The organism is Arthrobacter sp. Z1-15 (assembly GCF_054792395.1).
The window spans coordinates 1,781,569-1,797,325 of the sequence record NZ_CP096454.1 but is presented as its reverse complement, the minus strand read 5'-3'; the positions used below and the strand labels follow the sequence as shown (position 1 = coordinate 1,797,325).

Annotated in this window: 15 protein-coding genes; 8 read left to right on the top strand and 7 right to left on the bottom strand. The window is 63.2% G+C overall.

Annotated elements, in window-relative coordinates; all coding sequences use genetic code 11:
- Positions 1-41: 41 nt before the first annotated feature.
- Positions 42-1,430: a M20/M25/M40 family metallo-hydrolase gene (locus M1D40_RS08275; protein ID WP_461170851.1), complete on the bottom strand. Its 1,389-nt coding sequence runs from the start codon at positions 1,428-1,430 to the stop codon at positions 42-44.
- A gap of 11 nt (positions 1,431-1,441) precedes the next feature.
- Positions 1,442-2,632 (bottom strand): glutamate--cysteine ligase, encoded by a 1,191-nt coding sequence (locus tag M1D40_RS08270; protein ID WP_461170850.1) that lies wholly within the window; start codon positions 2,630-2,632, stop codon positions 1,442-1,444.
- Positions 2,633-2,825: 193 nt separating this feature from the next.
- On the opposite strand from M1D40_RS08270, the gene M1D40_RS08265 reads away from it, so the two are divergent.
- A complete protein-coding gene (locus tag M1D40_RS08265) occupies positions 2,826-3,059 on the top strand; it encodes a hypothetical protein (protein ID WP_341392900.1) in 234 nt (77 codons plus the stop codon).
- Between the two features lie 21 nt (positions 3,060-3,080).
- Here M1D40_RS08265 and M1D40_RS08260 read toward each other — a convergent pair whose 3' ends face one another.
- Positions 3,081-3,662: a GNAT family N-acetyltransferase gene (locus tag M1D40_RS08260; protein WP_461170849.1), complete on the bottom strand. Its 582-nt coding sequence runs from the start codon at positions 3,660-3,662 to the stop codon at positions 3,081-3,083.
- A gap of 129 nt (positions 3,663-3,791) precedes the next feature.
- On the opposite strand from M1D40_RS08260, the gene M1D40_RS08255 reads away from it, so the two are divergent.
- Positions 3,792-4,076, top strand: coding sequence for a hypothetical protein (locus M1D40_RS08255; protein ID WP_461170848.1), 285 nt, complete (start codon positions 3,792-3,794; stop codon positions 4,074-4,076).
- A 153-nt stretch (positions 4,077-4,229) separates the two neighbouring features.
- Here the strand turns inward: M1D40_RS08255 and M1D40_RS08250 are convergent, their stop codons facing one another.
- Complete coding sequence (locus M1D40_RS08250) at positions 4,230-5,225, bottom strand: hypothetical protein (protein WP_461170847.1); 996 nt, start codon at positions 5,223-5,225, stop codon at positions 4,230-4,232.
- A 269-nt stretch (positions 5,226-5,494) separates the two neighbouring features.
- Between M1D40_RS08250 and M1D40_RS08245 the strand changes: the two genes are divergently transcribed.
- From M1D40_RS08245 to M1D40_RS08235, 3 genes are read left to right on the top strand one after another with little or no spacing between them, the layout of a single operon-like run.
- A complete protein-coding gene (locus M1D40_RS08245) occupies positions 5,495-6,196 on the top strand; it encodes an MSMEG_4193 family putative phosphomutase (RefSeq protein ID WP_461170846.1) in 702 nt (233 codons plus the stop codon).
- A gap of 15 nt (positions 6,197-6,211) precedes the next feature.
- Positions 6,212-6,766, top strand: coding sequence for a DUF3090 domain-containing protein (locus M1D40_RS08240; protein WP_461170845.1), 555 nt, complete (start codon positions 6,212-6,214; stop codon positions 6,764-6,766).
- Complete coding sequence (locus M1D40_RS08235; RefSeq protein ID WP_461170844.1) at positions 6,766-7,533, top strand: SCO1664 family protein; 768 nt, start codon at positions 6,766-6,768, stop codon at positions 7,531-7,533. Before M1D40_RS08240 ends, M1D40_RS08235 begins: the two co-directional genes overlap by 1 nt.
- 168 nt (positions 7,534-7,701) lie before the next feature.
- Here M1D40_RS08235 and M1D40_RS08230 read toward each other — a convergent pair whose 3' ends face one another.
- From M1D40_RS08230 to poxB, 3 genes are all read right to left on the bottom strand, one after another.
- Positions 7,702-9,159, bottom strand: a complete 1,458-nt coding sequence (locus M1D40_RS08230; protein ID WP_461170843.1) for a hypothetical protein — start codon at positions 9,157-9,159, stop codon at positions 7,702-7,704.
- Positions 9,152-10,126, bottom strand: coding sequence for a hypothetical protein (locus tag M1D40_RS08225; protein WP_461170842.1), 975 nt, complete (start codon positions 10,124-10,126; stop codon positions 9,152-9,154). The genes M1D40_RS08230 and M1D40_RS08225 overlap by 8 nt, the downstream gene beginning before the upstream one ends.
- Before the next feature lie 761 nt (positions 10,127-10,887).
- Positions 10,888-12,606 (bottom strand): ubiquinone-dependent pyruvate dehydrogenase, encoded by a 1,719-nt coding sequence (poxB, locus tag M1D40_RS08220; RefSeq protein ID WP_461170841.1) that lies wholly within the window; start codon positions 12,604-12,606, stop codon positions 10,888-10,890.
- 198 nt (positions 12,607-12,804) lie between these two features.
- Between poxB and M1D40_RS08215 the strand changes: the two genes are divergently transcribed.
- The 3 genes from M1D40_RS08215 to M1D40_RS08205 are packed head-to-tail and all read left to right on the top strand — an operon-like array spanning position 12,805 to position 15,664.
- Positions 12,805-13,221: an MmcQ/YjbR family DNA-binding protein gene (locus tag M1D40_RS08215; protein ID WP_461170840.1), complete on the top strand. Its 417-nt coding sequence runs from the start codon at positions 12,805-12,807 to the stop codon at positions 13,219-13,221.
- Positions 13,218-14,210, top strand: a complete 993-nt coding sequence (locus M1D40_RS08210; RefSeq protein WP_461170839.1) for an AAA family ATPase — start codon at positions 13,218-13,220, stop codon at positions 14,208-14,210. The genes M1D40_RS08215 and M1D40_RS08210 overlap by 4 nt, the downstream gene beginning before the upstream one ends.
- A complete protein-coding gene (locus M1D40_RS08205; RefSeq protein WP_461170838.1) occupies positions 14,207-15,664 on the top strand; it encodes a PIN domain-containing protein in 1,458 nt (485 codons plus the stop codon). The genes M1D40_RS08210 and M1D40_RS08205 overlap by 4 nt, the downstream gene beginning before the upstream one ends.
- Positions 15,665-15,757 lie beyond the last annotated feature (93 nt).

Sequence of the window (15,757 nt, the reverse complement as noted above, 5' to 3'; positions counted from 1 at the left end):
GACGGTTTAAGTGTCAAGGCCTCCCCAAAGCATTTGCACACCTATTCCTGCGTGCCGAGCTCCTCCCAGAGGAAGGCCAGCGTCGCGGCGCCGGCTTTGAGGATGTCGATCCGGGCGCTCTCGTCACTGTCATGCCAGTTGTCCTCTACGAGGCCCGTCCCGAAAAAGACAACCGGAACATTCAAAGCCGAAGAGAGCAGGGCGGCAGGTCCGCCGCCGGCGTTGCCCATCCGCCCCACTTCCTGCACTTGAAAGCCCTTGGCCATCGCTGCGGAGAGGGCATCCAGGACCCCGCAGTCGGGAGTTTGGTACGGCTCCTGCGCCGTTTCAATATCGATGGACAACTCGTAGGCGTAGCCGTCGCTGATGGTTTCACCCACCCAGCTGCGGACCTGCTCTGCCACGTCGTCGACCTTCTGGCCGGCAACCGTGCGGATACTCAGGTCCGCCGCCGCCATGGAGGGAACGGCCGCACGCTTGGCCCCCACGGGGTCCCCCGCCGCCATGGCAACGACTTCCAGCGCCGGGCGCGCCCAGAGTCGTTCAAGAGGGGTGTAGCCCTCCTCACCCAGGATGATCCGGGTGTGGGACCGTTCCAGCCAGTCCTGCGGATCAAAGGGAAGTGCGGCCAGTTCAGCCCTGCGGCGCTGGGACATTTCCTCGACGTCGTCGTAGAAACCGGGAATAGTAATCCTGCCTTTTTGGTCGTGCAGCTGCCCGAGGAGCCGGCCGAGCTCAAGGGCGGGATTGGGGGCCGCGCCGGATACCGCACCGCTGTGGACGTCCGTCAGCGGGCCGTAAACCTCAATGCGCACGCCAAGCATGCCGCGGACGCTGGTGCAGAGGGCAGGATGCCCGGCTTGCCAGAGCAGAGTGTCGGAAAAGATCACCGCGTCCACGTCAAGGCGGTTCCGGTTTGCCTCGAGGAGGTCTTTCAGGCCGGGCGAACCGGCCTCCTCCTCCCCTTCGACGATGATCTTTAGGTTCACCGCCGGGGCAGTGCGTCCCGTCGCATCCAGATGGGCGCGCACCGCCATCAGGTGGGCCATCATCTGCCCTTTGGCGTCAGAACTTCCGCGCCCGTACAGCCGGCCGTCGCGGAGGACAGGCTCAAACGGGGAGGTTTGATCCCAGTTCTCGTCTTTCACGGCCCGCACGTCGTGGTGGCTGTAAACCAGAATGGTGGGGGCATCGACGGCGCCGGACCATTCGGCGAAGACTGCCGGACCGCCCGGACTCTCCCAGATCTCGGTCACCGGGAACCCGATGCCGCGCAGCTCCCCAGCCAGCCAGTTGGCCGATCGCGTCAGATGGTGTTTACGCTCGGGCACCCCGGCCACCGAAGGAATGCGGATCCATTCAGCGAGCCGGTCCACCAGAAGGGGCGTCTGGGCCTCGATGTAGTTCTGAATACTCTCGTTCGCAGTCATTTGTTACCCTTTCAAATCGGTCCGGTGCCCTGCAGACGCACGGGCCGGAAGTGTTGGGTTTTGGCTGTTCCATGCGTGGCCTCGACGGCGTCCGCCACCACCGCTGCCAGGGTCCGGCTGCTGGCCATGGTTTCGCGCTGTCGGCGAGATCCGGTGCCGGAAGTAAGGATTCGAGCAACGTCCCGGGTTACGCGGTCCTCGTCGCCGGTGCTGGCAAGGACCGGGCTGACATGTGCCAGGAGCGCCTGCACGGCTTCACCAGCCGGGCACGGCGTGTTCAGGAGAGGGTGCAGCAGCATCCCTTCCGCTCCCGACACGCTGGCCTGCCACGCCGCAAGACGCAATTGTGCGGCGGACTGGCGGGGTGCCCGGAGGCCTGCCCGCCAGTCCAGGGCTGCCTGTTCCACAAGCGCGCGTACCAGCGCCGCTAGTACTGCGGCGTGCCCGGGGTCCATGCACACGTCGGCGATGCGCACCTCCACTGTCGGGTGGTTGCGGGAGAGACGTGCGTCGAAGTAGACCATGCCCTCGTCAACGAGTACGCCCGTGGCCAGCAAGGAGCGGATGTAACGGCGGTACGCCTTTTCAGAGCCGAACCGTTCGCACGGTCCTGCCGTGGGCCACCGGTTCCACGCCTGGTAGCGGAAGCTCGCGTAGCCGCTGTCGCGTCCCTGCCAAAACGGGGAGTTGGCACTGAGCGCCAGCAGGACCGGCAACCAGACACGGATCCGGTCCAGGATCGCTACTCCTTCTTTTCCTGAAATCACCCCCACGTGAACGTGGAAGCCGCAGGTGAGCTGTTCCTTGGAAGTCAGCCCGAACCGGTCTGCTATGTCCTGGTAGCGCTGCCTGGGCACCAGGGACGGGGTGGCTGCTGTGGGACTGGTTGCCAAGGCCACCGCCCTTGCGCCAACCGATCGGGCAGCCTCATCGGCTATCCCGCGGCCCTCGCGGATTGCGGCCTCCATCTCCGGCAGGGTGGCGCAGACAGGGCCGACCACTTCGAGCTGTTCCTGCTGGACTTCCAGAGTCAGGGCAGGACCGAAAGTCGAGCCACCACGCTTTTTCCCCTGCTGTAGTGCCAGCTCCGCGACGGGTCTTGGCTCCCCTGTCGCCGGGTCTACCAGCAGGAATTCCTCCTCGATTCCGAAGGTCCGAGCAGGTCTGCCGGCGGAGCTGACACCCCGGGTATTCATCAACATGTTCAAGGCAGTTCCTCCGGGGAAGGCCTCACGCGCCATACTGCCCGGATCAACGGATCCGAAGGCAGGGCTGCGTTTGTGAACGATTCGGCGGCGCTTCTTGCTGCCGATTCTGCATAGGTTACCCATGTAACCGGGCCGGGGGAAGAACAACCTGACGAGCGTTCTCCTCCGGGTGTGGTTGGGTGGGCTGATGGATAACTACGTAGATTCAGGCATGTTCTGGTTCACCGTCGCCGTAGTCAATGCCGGGCTCGCGGAGCAGAAGAACCGCTCCCGCTGGATATGGTTCCTCGTTTCGCTGTTCCTGGGACCCATCGCCACCCTCCTGATTGTCATCTGGCGGGCGCCGGAACCTGTTGCCCCGTCGATGACGCACCGCGGAGGATGGACGGCTCCCGATCCGTCACCGGAATCCCGCGGATAGGTAACCTGCGGTTCCTGTTTATCAGCCCGACGGCGTGGCGCTCACGGCCGCGTGAAGGTGCATGTCGTGCCACCCGTCCTCATGCCGGAGTGCGCTGCGCTTGATGCCCTCGAAGGCAAAACCCGTCTTTGCCGCGATGCGGCACGAGGCCTTGTTGCGTGTGGAATGGGTCAGCTGCAGCCGCTTAAGCCCGACCGCATCGAATGCCCACTCCCGCAGCGCAGTCACCACCTGCGAAGCAATTCCCCGGCCTCGCGCCGTCGGGAGCGTCCAGTATCCGACTTCGCCGTCCCCTTCGAAGAGATTGATCCTGCTGAGTGCGGCCCGTCCGACCACCAAGCCCTTTCCATCACAGACGGCCCAGGACGCTCCGGACTCCTTCTCCCACTGCCCGGCCCACTGTGCAATCACGGCTTGGGACTCCTCGAGGCCCTCGATCCGGCGCCGGTGCCACAGGGCAATTGCCGGATCCTTGTGGGCTGCGAAGACAACAGGGGTATCGCCCGCGGTCCACGGCCGCAGGCTTAGGGTCTTCGCCGTGAGAACCGGCTGCGGGACGTTGTTGATTGTTCCGGGTGGTAAGAACGGACTGATCAGGGCCATGCCCACACACTGCCATGTGCACTGCTCCGTGCGATACAACCTCTTGCGCCTCGGGGTTGGCTGTGCGACCGTCGGCCAACGATTCTTTCCATCGCCTTTGTCGAAGCGGCACTGCTCTGCATCTGGCGGTTGTTTTCGATTGCCCGGCGCGGCACCTTCCTGACGACCCTGACGGTGCGCTGGGTGAATGCCCTGATCCTCTCGCTGGCTGACGGCACGGGGATGCTCGCCGCCATCTCCGCCGTTCTGAGCAGCGGCCCGCAGACGGGCGGCGGCGGCCCGGCAGTCGGCCTCGGCCTGATGGCGGGCATGTCCCTGGGAGTAGCACTGGTCCTTGGGGTGACGGCGTGGCGATACCGGGTACTGCAGGTCGTCCGCGAGACCGCAAAGCAGCAGCGGAGCATCCAACCTTAACGCGCGTCCTATTCACGAAACTGCGTCGTGATTTCTGTGCAGCGAAGCGTGTCGTTCGGTCAAAGAAATAGCCAGAAGCAATCCATCGGCTTCTGGCTATTTCTTGAAGGGACGGAGATTCCGCCGGATATGGCTGCTTTAGCTTCTCCCCCGTCATTTCTTACCCCGCTTTGACGACTGCGATGAGCGCCCCTCACCGCAATATTGCGCTTCAACATCCTTATTCCAAGCACTCGCGTAAAGGCCGAGGGCCCCCTGTTCCCGGAACGAAAATCCCAGCCGGTTGAGGGCTAGCTGGCTAGCCCCCATAGCCAGCTGCTGCGCACTGCGGCTGATGCGTTGCTTGTCCGCCCGGTACAAATACTCATCGATGGCCCTCGCCCAGCGCTTGCGCCAGATGTCCACCGCCGGCTCTGAGGCCAGGGCAGCCATCACCCTGTGTGCGGGCACAATCCGGGGTGCAATCCGGGCCCTCATTGCCCTGCGGGCCTGCGCCGCGTGCGGGCCAAAAGAAACTGTGCAGGCGTGCAGATGCGCGTTCCAGAAGTAGTCCCAGCTAGTGGTTCTGCGGTCGGACCAAACCGCGGACCGGGGCCCCCGCATCATGGCGTGGCCGGTGTCGGAGAGAAGCAGGGCGGCCAGCAACGAGCGCGTGTTGAGGCTGGGAAAGCGGTTGACTGCCCATAAGGCGAGGTCCGAGGACACCTCGCAATTGTCAGCCACCAGTTCCAAGCCCTTTGGTCCACCGAACCGTGCAAGCGTCGCTTCCACCATCTCAGGTACCGGTTCGCCCGGCGGCGGCGGATAAAGGATGTCCGGCGACTGGGAGATCTTCACGGTGCCCAGCGTGGCTGCACTTTCGTCCGCCAGCGCATGCGCAAACTGCCACTGGCGCTTCACAACATCCTCGGTCGCACGCAGATGCAGGAGCACGGCCGGATGATCAGATTCCAGGCTGCGGGAAAAACGAAACCGTCCCCCTTCCCCGACCCGCATTTGAGACGACAGCGGGGCTACAACAAGCCGGACGATCTCGTCACCCACATCCTTACGCTCCGGCTCTACGGTCAGGACGGACCACAGGGATGTGCCGGGGTGCTGCTGCACAGGACGGGTAGCTGCTCCTCGATGAACAGTGTTGGATTGCATTACGCGACTCTTTTCGTCCCCAAAAAATAATTGTCTTGACATCGGTACGGTTACTGCCTACACGGTGTGCCCCCGAAATGCGAATACTGATATGGACTCCGGAATTCACTGCCCATTTATGTCAAGAGCTCTTTTCCCGCATACAGATAGCGGGTAAGGGTTTTTGTGAACTGGCAGCCCACAGATGAGTCGGAATTCTCGAGCACAGCCTCGCAGCAGTCACGTCCAACGTGGCGGGGCGGGCCGGAGGGGATGGTTAGGCTGGGGGGATGGCAACAGTAATCCTCGTGCGGCACGGCCGCACCACAGCGAACGCCTCCGGACTGCTGGCAGGCCGGACCCCCGGCGTCGAACTCGACCAGGTGGGCCGGGACCAGGCGGCCGCGACCGGTGACCGGCTCGCCGTCGTGCCCGTGGTCGGAGTGGTGTCCAGTCCCCTCGAGCGCTGCCGGCAGACCGCGCAGTTCATCCTGGACCGCCAGGCCGGCGCGCCGCATGCGCCGGTCGACGACGATCTGACCGAGTGCGATTACGGCTCCTGGCAGGGCCGCACGCTCGGGGAACTCGCGAAGGAGAAGCTGTGGGCGACGGTTCAGTCGCAGCCCTCCGCGGTCACCTTTCCCGGCGGCGAGTCCATGGCCGCAATGCAGGCCCGCTCGGTGGCGGCGATCCGGCGCCATGACGCAGCCTTCGAGGCCGAGCACGGGCCGGGTGCCGTGTGGGTGGCGGTGAGCCACGGCGACATTATCAAGTCAGTCCTCGCCGACGCGCTCGGCATGCACCTCGATATGTTCCAGCGCCTCAACGTCGGCCCGGCCTCCGTGTCGATCGTGCACTACGGCACGGGCCGGCCCACCGTCCTGTCCACCAACACCGACGCCGGGGATCTGTCCTGGCTGGCGGCCGCCCCGACGCCGGACGACGCACCGGTCGGCGGTGGCGCAGGGCACACGGCGCCACCGGCGCAATGAGTCTAAAGTAGACCTATGCCTACTACCGTTCACGAGTTCGACTGGCCTGACCGCGTTATCGTCGGAACTGTCGGCGTCCCCGGCCAGCGCACGTTCTATCTGCAGGTGCGGACCGGGAAGCAGATCGTCAGCATTGCGCTGGAGAAGCAGCAGTCGGCCCAGCTCGCCGAGAAGATCGACGAGATCCTCGACCAGCTCAGCACCATCGATGGAAACCCCTTCAGCGTTCCCGCGAACACACCCCTTGAACTCGTCGACAACAACGACCTCGACCCGGTTGAGGAGCAGTTCCGCGCCGGCGTGATGAGCCTGGGCTGGGACCCCGCCACGGCGCAGATCGTCATCGAGGCCTACCCCCTGGAGGAGGTGGATCCGGACGACGACGGATTCCTCGAGGACGACGACGATGCCGACGCGTCCGAGGTGCTGCGGGTACGGATGCCGGTGGGCACCGCCCGGGCCTTCGCGAAGCGCACGCGGGAGATCGTGGGCGCCGGGCGTCCGATCTGCGTGATCTGCGGCCAGCCGATCGACGCCGACGGACACACCTGCACCTTCCCCGAGGCCTGATGCCGGCGCCCGACCTGGTGACCGCCGAGCTCACGCTCACCGGCCGCATCACGACGGCGTCCAACGCCACCTTCCTAGGCAGCATTGGCGACGCCGCCGTCGTCTACAAACCGATAGCCGGCGAGCAGCCGCTGTGGGACTTTCCCGACGGCTGCCTCGCACACCGCGAGGTGGCCGCCTACCTGGTGTCGCAGGCTCTGGGCTGGAACATTGTGCCGCGCACCTGGCTGCGGGACGGCCCGTTCGGCGAAGGAATGGTCCAGCTCTGGCAGGACACAGATCCTGACCAGGACCCCGTAGACCTGGTTCCGGCAGAGGATGTGCCGGAAACCGGCTGGAAAGGCGTCTTCGAAGGCCGGGACGACGACGGACGGATTGTCGCTCTCATTCACGAGGACACCCCGGCACTGCGGCGGATGGCGGTGTTCGACGTCGTCGTCAACAATGCCGACCGCAAGGGCGACCACATCCTCGCGATGGCTGACGGGCACCGGTACGGCGTGGACCACGGGCTGACGTTCCATAGCGACCACAAGCTGCGCACGGTGCTGTGGGGCTGGATCGGCGCGGAGCTCAGCCCCGAGGAGCTCGAGGGCATCGACCGGGTTCTCGCGGGGCTGGAGGGCGAGCTGGGCTCACAGCTGGCGAAGCTGCTCACCGCCGAGGAAATTGCGTCGCTCGCTGCTCGCTGTGCCCGGCTGCGCTCGGCCGGGCGGTTTCCGTCTCCGAGCGGTCAGATGCCTGCGGTGCCCTGGCCGCTGTTCTAGGTTTCGGTTAGCTCCGGGGCCGCACATCCCAAAGGTTATGGACAGGGATGAAGTAGCGGGCCATGGAATCCCCTGCACCAGGGCTGCCGCTGTTTGCTCTGCTTCCGCGGCCACCTCGGTGGCAATCACTTGCGGGTTCTGTAAGCGAGCGGCTCTTGGTGAAGAGGTCTAGTCGAGGAAGTAGGCTCGGATCTTTTCGTCGGAGTCCAGGATGTCGCCTGTGGGAACACCTAGTTCTCGTGCGAGTACTGCTGATCCAAGGAGCGCGATCTGCATGTTCGGTGAGAAAGCTCGTTCGAGCAATCCGAGGTAGTCGGACATACCCTCGTCCAGCTTTTGGATGAGCTCCTGCTGCTCTGCAGTAAGTTGCCCGTCGAGAACTCGTTGCTCGTCCAGGTAGCGTTCAATCAGCTCGGCCTCTCGCTTTGAAAGGGACGAAGCGACGGCCCGGTACATCATGGTTCCGACCGTGTTGCCAATGACCGCGCCAATCACCGGGACGGGGATGAGTGCTTGGCCGATATAGGAGGACAGCGCGCTCACGGCGGCAGCCAGGGAGAGGAGCTCTGAGTTTTCGATGAACTCGGACTCGTCGATCTGTCCGCGACGGAGTTCGTTGGCCTGCTCAGCAATACCGAAGGCCGCGGAGACCATTGAGCTGGCGACCGCCGCAGATGTGGCAGTGAAATTCGTCATCACATAGCCGCTGGAGCCTCGGATCCCGCCTTTGCTTAAGCTCAGGCCGGTTTCTCCTGCGATGCCAAGCCAGTCCTCCTGGGTGAACTCCTTAAGTCGCTTGCCTTCCCGCTTCTTGGTGACCACCGCCAAAACGAAAGCAGTCCCACCCTCGAAAGCGGCGGCTGTAACGGTGGCTGACACCCCTTGCTGCAGAGACGGCCGGCTCTCTCGATATGCGTTGTCCCGCAAGCCCTGGTCAGTGATCCGGAGTCGGTCCTTCTCAGTTGCCATGGTGGATTCGTAGATGTCCCTTTGCACCTGACGGTACTCAAGGGTTGATGGTTCGAGCGATTCAAGGCCGATGGATCGCTGTTTAAGGAACGCTTCTATCCGTTGCCAATCAGTGAAGGACGGTCCACCACCGCTGCGAGACAGCTTTCCTGCTTCCTCGGGTGGCATGGAGTGCAGCTTCTGAATCACCTCGAAGTGATCACGAGGAATCTGGTACTTCCCGCCGTTCTTCACATAGTCGGGGTACTTCTGGAGGTGCTCGGCAATGGCTCCTAGTGAGAAGCGACCGCCCGCTGCGACAAATTTCTGCTGAATGTCTATGCCGCCGCGGATCAGGTCTACGGGTCCGTTGTCGTTGACCCACTGATAGACGGGCTCATCGCCGAAGATCTGCTTGCGGGCATTGCCGATGCCCACCTCAGCAAGCTCCGCGATGAAGCCGTGCATGCCGTGCTGGCCTCCGCGATTAGTGGCGACCACCTCGAGGCCGATCGTTCTGACAGCTTCGTTGACGCTGGTCAATGCGTTCAGGAGGTTTGCGTCCTGCTGTCTGAAGGAGCTAAGTAGCTGATCGATGCGGACCTGATTGAGATAGTTCACCCAGGACGCGACCGCTTGCTCTTGGTTGCTCCTGAGTAACTTCGCGAAGTCATTCATCTGGCGCGCCCCGCCCGACACGCCTGGCCAACAGAGCCGCGCAGGACTTCGTATTGTTCACGAGGATTGCCAGGTTGTGTCGCTCTGAGTCGGAGAGGGAAGGGAACTCGGCACCAAAGTACACCAGTGCTTGGCCGTAGCTGTTCATCAGCTCAACGCGAAGCGTGGTGGTCTTCTGGAGGAGGTCGGCAATCTGAGCATCGTCGCGCTTGACCGTTGCGACGTTCTGTTTCACCGCAGTCAGTGCTTCCTGTTTCGCCGCCCGAGTCTCCAACTTCTTCTTCGAAAGCAGGACGACGGAGGCGAGCAGAGAAGCTCCTGCTACGGTCCACCCAACGGGGCCAGCTAATGCCAGCAGGGCACTGCCCGCAGCAGTGCCCCCACCTCCAGCGGCCAGAGCGCCGCCTCCAAGCCAGGCAAGAGCGGCATTGCTCGCGGCAGCTCCAGAGAGCGTAGAGATCGCGGTACCGGTAGATGCAGTGCCGAAGGTGGTGGCGACCCATATGGCAGCAGTCGGGGCCACGCTCGCGACTGCAGCTCCCGTAACGAACCCGGTTCCGGCGCCGGCAGCAGAGTGCTTTGCAGCTTCTAGATCCTTGCGGGCGAACATCTCCGCATCCAAGAACTCGGCTTTTTGGGCGCTGATTTCACCCAGTAACGTGTCGAACGACTTGGGAGTGTTGGCGATACTATTCACCAACAGTTCGACGAACCCGATCAGATCCGCGGACCTTTCGCGCTGGCGCAGGAGGGAATGCCCCTTGTCGTTCATTGCGGTGAAGGCGACGTTGTACTCTGCCAGGACCTCCTCATAGGGGTCCGTCGCCTTCACAATAAGTTTTTCGACCTTGTCTTTGGAACCTTCCGTAGCATCTTTAGCGGCTTCCTTGACGCTTTCAACCTGCTCGGCGATGTGCGTTGAAGCACCTCGCAGGGCTTTGCCGAGTTTGTCCCTTGTGCGGCTCATGAGATGCCTACCTCAGTGTGGCTCCCATCAGACTGTTCGGTCATTTTTCTCCCCAAGTTCAGTTCGCTCTGCTCCTCGAGAAAAGAGTATCGGCTGCCAGTGACAAGGTCAGGCGGGCATTCAAAGTGGGTGCTGTTCTGCTTCCAGTTGGCGATGCCCGCTTTGATGCGCTCCGCTATCGGCTCCCGCACTTACCCGGCCAAAGCGGCAGGTATGTACACCATGACGCGGCCGATCGACCGTGCGGGGTGAGTGTCGCCCCTTAGGACAAGTCTCCGATGTGCTGGGAACGTCAATAAGTGAGCCGACGAGCCAGCCCGTCCTCCGGACGACGGCAGCAATGGATTCTGAAGTTAGCGCGCAGCTTTCACCAGGTAGTCCAGGGCCCGACAAGCCCTCCACCCAGTCCACAAGGCAAACAATAAAGATGCCAGCGCCGCGACCGCGCCGAAGACCGCTAGCAGCGACTGCTGCCCCACCAGTCCTGCGTTCGGGTCAATCCCGACTGTGAAAGCGACAAACAGTGTGCAGCCTATGGATACAAGCCACAGCACTAGGGTGGCGGCGAACATTCCGGCAACTGGGTGCGGACGCTTCATTTATTTCCCCCTGAAAATGACAACGGCTCAGCCTATCCCACCACCCAACACGTCATAACAAAGACGACATAACAACTGATTGGGCGCTCGGTGGCATCATTTCGCCCTTGCCGTACGCGAGGCCCGCCGATGGCCACTTCCCCGTCCAACCGGGTGAAGAACTCAGAGCAGCTGGCGCGCGTTTGCCCGGGCGAGATCGATCAGTTCGCGGCCGTTGCCGGCGAGCACCGTGCGCAGCGCGTAGACCGCGAAACCCGTGGCCTGCTTCGCGTCGATCTTCGGCGGGATGGAGAGCTCCTGCCGCTCCACCGCGACGGAGACAAGCGCCGGGCCGTCGTACTCGAACGCCCGGCGCAGCGCACCCTCGAGGTCCTCCGGGCGGCTCACGCTCTCGCCGTGCATCCCCACCGCCTGCGCCACCGCACCAAAATCCGGGTTTTCGAGCCCGGTGCCGAAATTGACGAGGCCCGCCGCCTTCATCTCCACCTCCACGAAGCTCAGCGCCGCGTTGTCAAACACCACGATCTTGATCGGCAGCTTGTGCTGTACCGCCGTCAGCAGCTCGCCGAGCATCATCGCGAGGCCGCCGTCGCCGGCGAGGACCACCACCTGCCGGTTCCGGTCCACAGCCTGGGCGCCCAGGCCGAGCGGGGTGGCCGCCGCCATGGTGCCGTGCCAGAAGGAGCCGATCAGGCGCCGCCGCGCGCCGATGTGCAGGTGCCGGCACGCCCAGATGACCGGGGTGCCGACGTCGGGCAGGAAGACCGCGTCGTCGTCCGCGAGCTCGTCGATCAGGTGGGTGAGGTGCTGCGGATGGATAGTCCCCGGGCCCTGCTTCTCCAGATCGTCGAGCTGCCGCCGGGTGCGGCGGTAGTGGTCCAGCGACTTTTCCAGGTGGGTGCGGTTCGGCTTGCGCTCAAGCAGCGGCACCAGCGCCGACGCCGTCTCGCGTACCCCGCCGACCAGGCCCTGGGTGAGCGGCACGCGGCGGCCGAGCTGCTCGCCCCGGATATCAACCTGCAGGATCTTCGCGTGCTTCGGGTAGAACTGCTGGTACGGGAAGTCGGTGCCGAGCATCAGCAGCGCGTCGCAGTCCTCCATCGCCCGGTAACCGGACGCGAAGCCCAGGAGCCCGGTCATGCCGACATCGAACGGGTTGTCGTACTCGATGAATTCCTTGCCGCGGAGGGCATGCACAATCGGCGCACCCAGCGCGTCGGCCAGGGCGAGGACCTCGTCGCGTGCCCCCTCAACGCCGGCGCCAGCCAGGATCGTCACGTTCCCGCAGGAGTTCAGCGTGGCGGCTGCCTCCTGCAGCTCCGCCGGGGAGGGCACCGTGACGGGGTCAGTGCGGCGGACCGTGAAAACGCGCTCGTCCACGGCATCCTCCAGCGCGGCGTCGCCCGCCATCACGAGGACGGCGACGCCCCGCTTTTCGATGGCAGTCCGCATGGCGATCTCCAGCAGCCGCGGCATCTGCTCAGGGCTCAGCACCATCTCGCAGAAGACAGTGCAGTCCCGGAACAGCTCCGTGGGCCGGGTCTCCTGGAAGTACTGGCTGCCGATCTCGTCGGTTGGTATGTGTGAGGCGATCGCGAGCACGGGAACCCGGCTTCGGTGCGCGTCGTAGAGCCCGTTGATAAGGTGCATGTTGCCGGGGCCGCAGCTGCCCGCGCACACCGCGAGCTCGCCCGTCAGCGCCGCCTCCCCGGCGGCAGCGAACGCGGCCTCCTCCTCGTGCCGGGTGAGCATCCATTCCATGCCCTTCTCCTGGCGGATGGCCTCAGTCACCGCATTCAGGGAGTCGCCGGGAACACCCCAAATCCGCTGGATCCCATTGGCGGCGAGGTTGTGGACGACGGTCTCGGCGATCGTGGCCATGCTGCTCCTCAGGTCGGCGCGCTCAGATGGCCGTCAGTCTAGGCGGCTGGATCGGGCAGTGCCAGAGGTGTGGCGGGTGCGTGCTTGGCGCCCCGGCGATCAGGGGAATAAGGCGAGAATGACGACATGTTGCCCCAACTGGCTGTCGGAGGCGAGGCGGGCGGTGCGCCACAGCGTCGCATTGCTCGTAATGTATTTATGGACGGATGGAGATCGGATGATGGGCGGGAAATTGGAGCATCGCGGGCGGAATTCCTGGTGACGCTCTCCGGGGCGCGGTTGCAGCAGATTGCCCGTGACACAGCGGCGTCGCTTGCGGACGTGAGCCGCGGGCGTCCGTTCACCCCGCACCTGGACGTGTGGAAAGTGCGCGGCAAGGTCTTCCTCATCGTCACCGATGACGACCCTGATCTGCAGATCATCACCGTGAAGGTCCACCCGGATTATGGAGACGCGCTGCGCCGCGGCCACGGGACAATTGCCCCCGGACACTACCTCGACAAACGGCACTGGATCTCGGTTGCACCCGGGACCGGGATCACGGCCGAGCTGATCGAGGACCTCGTCTGCACCTCCTATGACCTCGCCGGCGGCTCGGCCACGGAGCACTCGTGAACGACACCCCACCCCTGTTCGAAGCCGACGACGCCGCGCGGCCCCTGGCTGACCGGCTCCGACCCCGCACCCTGGCCGACGTCGTCGGGCAGGACCACCTGCTCGCCTCGGATGCTCCCATCGGCCGGATGGTGGATGCGCACCGGCTCGTGTCCATGGTGTTGTGGGGCCCGCCGGGGTGCGGGAAGACCACCATCGCCAGGCTTCTCGCCGAGCAGACCGATCTGGCGTTCGAACCGCTCTCCGCCACCTTCTCCGGCGTCGCTGACCTCCGCAAGGTGTTCTCTGCGGCGCAGCGCCGGCGGGAGGTCGGCCAGGGCACGATGCTGTTCGTTGACGAGATCCACCGGTTCAACCGCGCCCAGCAGGACTCGTTCCTGCCTTACGTCGAGGACGGCACCGTTGTCCTCGTCGGCGCGACGACGGAGAACCCGAGCTTTGAGCTCAACGGGGCACTCCTGTCCCGCACCCAGGTCTTCGTGCTGAAACGCCTCGACGACGCCGCGCTGGAGACCCTCATCGCCCGCGCCGAGGAGCTCCTCGGCGCACCGCTGCCGCTGACGGATGATGCCCGGCAGGCACTGATTGCGAGGGCGGACGGTGACGGCCGCTACCTGCTGAACATGATCGAGCAGTTCCAGGCCTTTCCGGCGCCCGTGGACACGGCGGCGCTTGCTGCGGCGGTGCAGAAACGGGCACCTCTCTATGACAAGGGGCAGGAAGGCCATTACAACCTGATCTCCGCCCTGCCGGAACAGATCAAACGGGCGCGGGAAACCAGACGCCCTTCCCGGGCGTGTCTCGCTACAGGCAGGGACATTCATGAAACCATCGTTTTTGTTCACCACCGCGCCGCAGCGTCGCCGGTACCACGCCGGTTCATTGAGGCCGTTCTATGCTGGCTATGTCACCTACGGGGTTCGGGCAACCACATAGCGCGAATCACCATCCGACCTAGTGAGTCGAGTGAGTTCGAGGATTACTTTTGATCGTCTTTGATACGAATGCCGTCCGCCTTCTCCCGCCAGACGGCCCTCGGGCTGACTTCATCCGGAAGCTGCGGGAATCTGGACATCATAAAGTTGCCGTGCCGTGGATCGTCTTGGAAGAGATGGCCGCACACCAGACGAAGTTCTACGTAGAGAGACACCAATCGGCGGTAAACGCCCTCCAGAAACTACAGGAAATGCTTCCGTGGGAAGTTGAGAGTTCGCTAGAGTCACTCGATGTGGAGCGGCTACTCGATCACTGGCGAAGTTCTTACGGTGAAATCTTTGAGGTGATCGAGACGAGTGGTGCTGTCGCCCTGAAGGCCTTGGCTCGGGAGGCAATGGCGCTTCCGCCTGCGAAGCGGGCAAAGGATCATTCTGAAGGTGCACGGGATGTAGCTATTTGGTTCTCTATCCTGGAATATCTCAGAGAAAACCCCGAAGAGCGCATCTGTTTCGTCACGAACAACACCAATGATTTCGGGGACGGAATCTCCTATAGCTACCCGATGGATCAGGACCTTAACGGCGTTGAGGACCGGCTCACACGTCTTAAGGATTTCGATCAGGTCATCTCCGAATTCGCCACAGAAGTCTCTGGGGCTGACGCGGAGCGAGCTGCATGGGAACTGCTCAGTTCACGGCTGGCACAGTCTCGCTTGATTCAGGCTGCTGTTGAGATCCTCACTCCACCCGCCGTGTTCGTAGGTTTAGGAGACACAGAGGCCGAAGCGCAGTGGACTTCATGGGTAATGCCGCCCGAAGCGGAACTCATCGGACTCGATGACGTCCTTGGCCACAAGATCGAGGGTGATATCTGGTACACCGCAACGACGCAATGGTTGCTCTACGGGGTCACGACGGATGGCGATGACGCGCGGAACATTGCTTGCGCCTGGAATGTGAAGCTGCTCTTCTCAGCAAACGAAGACGAGGACCAGACTCCAACACTCTTAACTGTTAGCGATCCCTCACTACCTGATATGACCGACGAACGGACCAAGGAAGCCCTAGAAGGGCTGAAAAAGAGGGCTATTGTCGCTGCTCGGCATACCCCTGGTGGTTACTCTGCCAATTCTTTCGTTACTGGAAGTGATCTGACACGGCAGGCCGCTGCTGCCATGCCCAAGTTCGACTTCTCAGGGATTGTGCCAGTACCTAGTGTGAATATGGCAGAGCATTTGAGAGTTGTGACGCCCGAGGTCCACTTCCCAGATTTATGGCAAGTACCTGGTCAGAATATTGCGCAGCAGTTGGCTGCTGAGATGCCTAGGTTCGACTTCTCGGGGATAATTCAAGTACCCAGTCAGACACAGGCCGCCATATCCCAGATTTCCCGGTTCTTCCTCTCGGGCAGCGCACAAACAAGTCTAAAGAAGGAAACTAGTTCGCCCTCTGACGATGAGGCACTGCCGAATGAAGATGAAGAAACCGGGGAAGGGACAGGAGCTTAAGAGGATAAAAATGCGAGCCGCACCACACGGCGACCCTACAACGTTCTCGGTGAGGCACTCAAAGAGAGCTGTTTACCGGCGATAAATGCGGTG

Coding starts and splice junctions, on each gene's coding strand:
- M1D40_RS08260 (WP_461170849.1), bottom strand. CDS start 3,662: ATGGCCCTGATCAGTCCGTTCTTACCACCCGGAACAATCAACAACGTC.
- poxB (WP_461170841.1), bottom strand. CDS start 12,606: ATGGCCACGATCGCCGAGACCGTCGTCCACAACCTCGCCGCCAATGGG.
- M1D40_RS08215 (WP_461170840.1), top strand. CDS start 12,805: ATGGACGGATGGAGATCGGATGATGGGCGGGAAATTGGAGCATCGCGG.
- M1D40_RS08250 (WP_461170847.1), bottom strand. CDS start 5,225: ATGCAATCCAACACTGTTCATCGAGGAGCAGCTACCCGTCCTGTGCAG.
- M1D40_RS08225 (WP_461170842.1), bottom strand. CDS start 10,126: ATGAGCCGCACAAGGGACAAACTCGGCAAAGCCCTGCGAGGTGCTTCA.
- M1D40_RS08240 (WP_461170845.1), top strand. CDS start 6,212: ATGCCTACTACCGTTCACGAGTTCGACTGGCCTGACCGCGTTATCGTC.
- M1D40_RS08235 (WP_461170844.1), top strand. CDS start 6,766: ATGCCGGCGCCCGACCTGGTGACCGCCGAGCTCACGCTCACCGGCCGC.
- M1D40_RS08245 (WP_461170846.1), top strand. CDS start 5,495: ATGGCAACAGTAATCCTCGTGCGGCACGGCCGCACCACAGCGAACGCC.
- M1D40_RS08270 (WP_461170850.1), bottom strand. CDS start 2,632: ATGTTGATGAATACCCGGGGTGTCAGCTCCGCCGGCAGACCTGCTCGG.
- M1D40_RS08230 (WP_461170843.1), bottom strand. CDS start 9,159: ATGAATGACTTCGCGAAGTTACTCAGGAGCAACCAAGAGCAAGCGGTC.
- M1D40_RS08265 (WP_341392900.1), top strand. CDS start 2,826: ATGGATAACTACGTAGATTCAGGCATGTTCTGGTTCACCGTCGCCGTA.
- M1D40_RS08275 (WP_461170851.1), bottom strand. CDS start 1,430: ATGACTGCGAACGAGAGTATTCAGAACTACATCGAGGCCCAGACGCCC.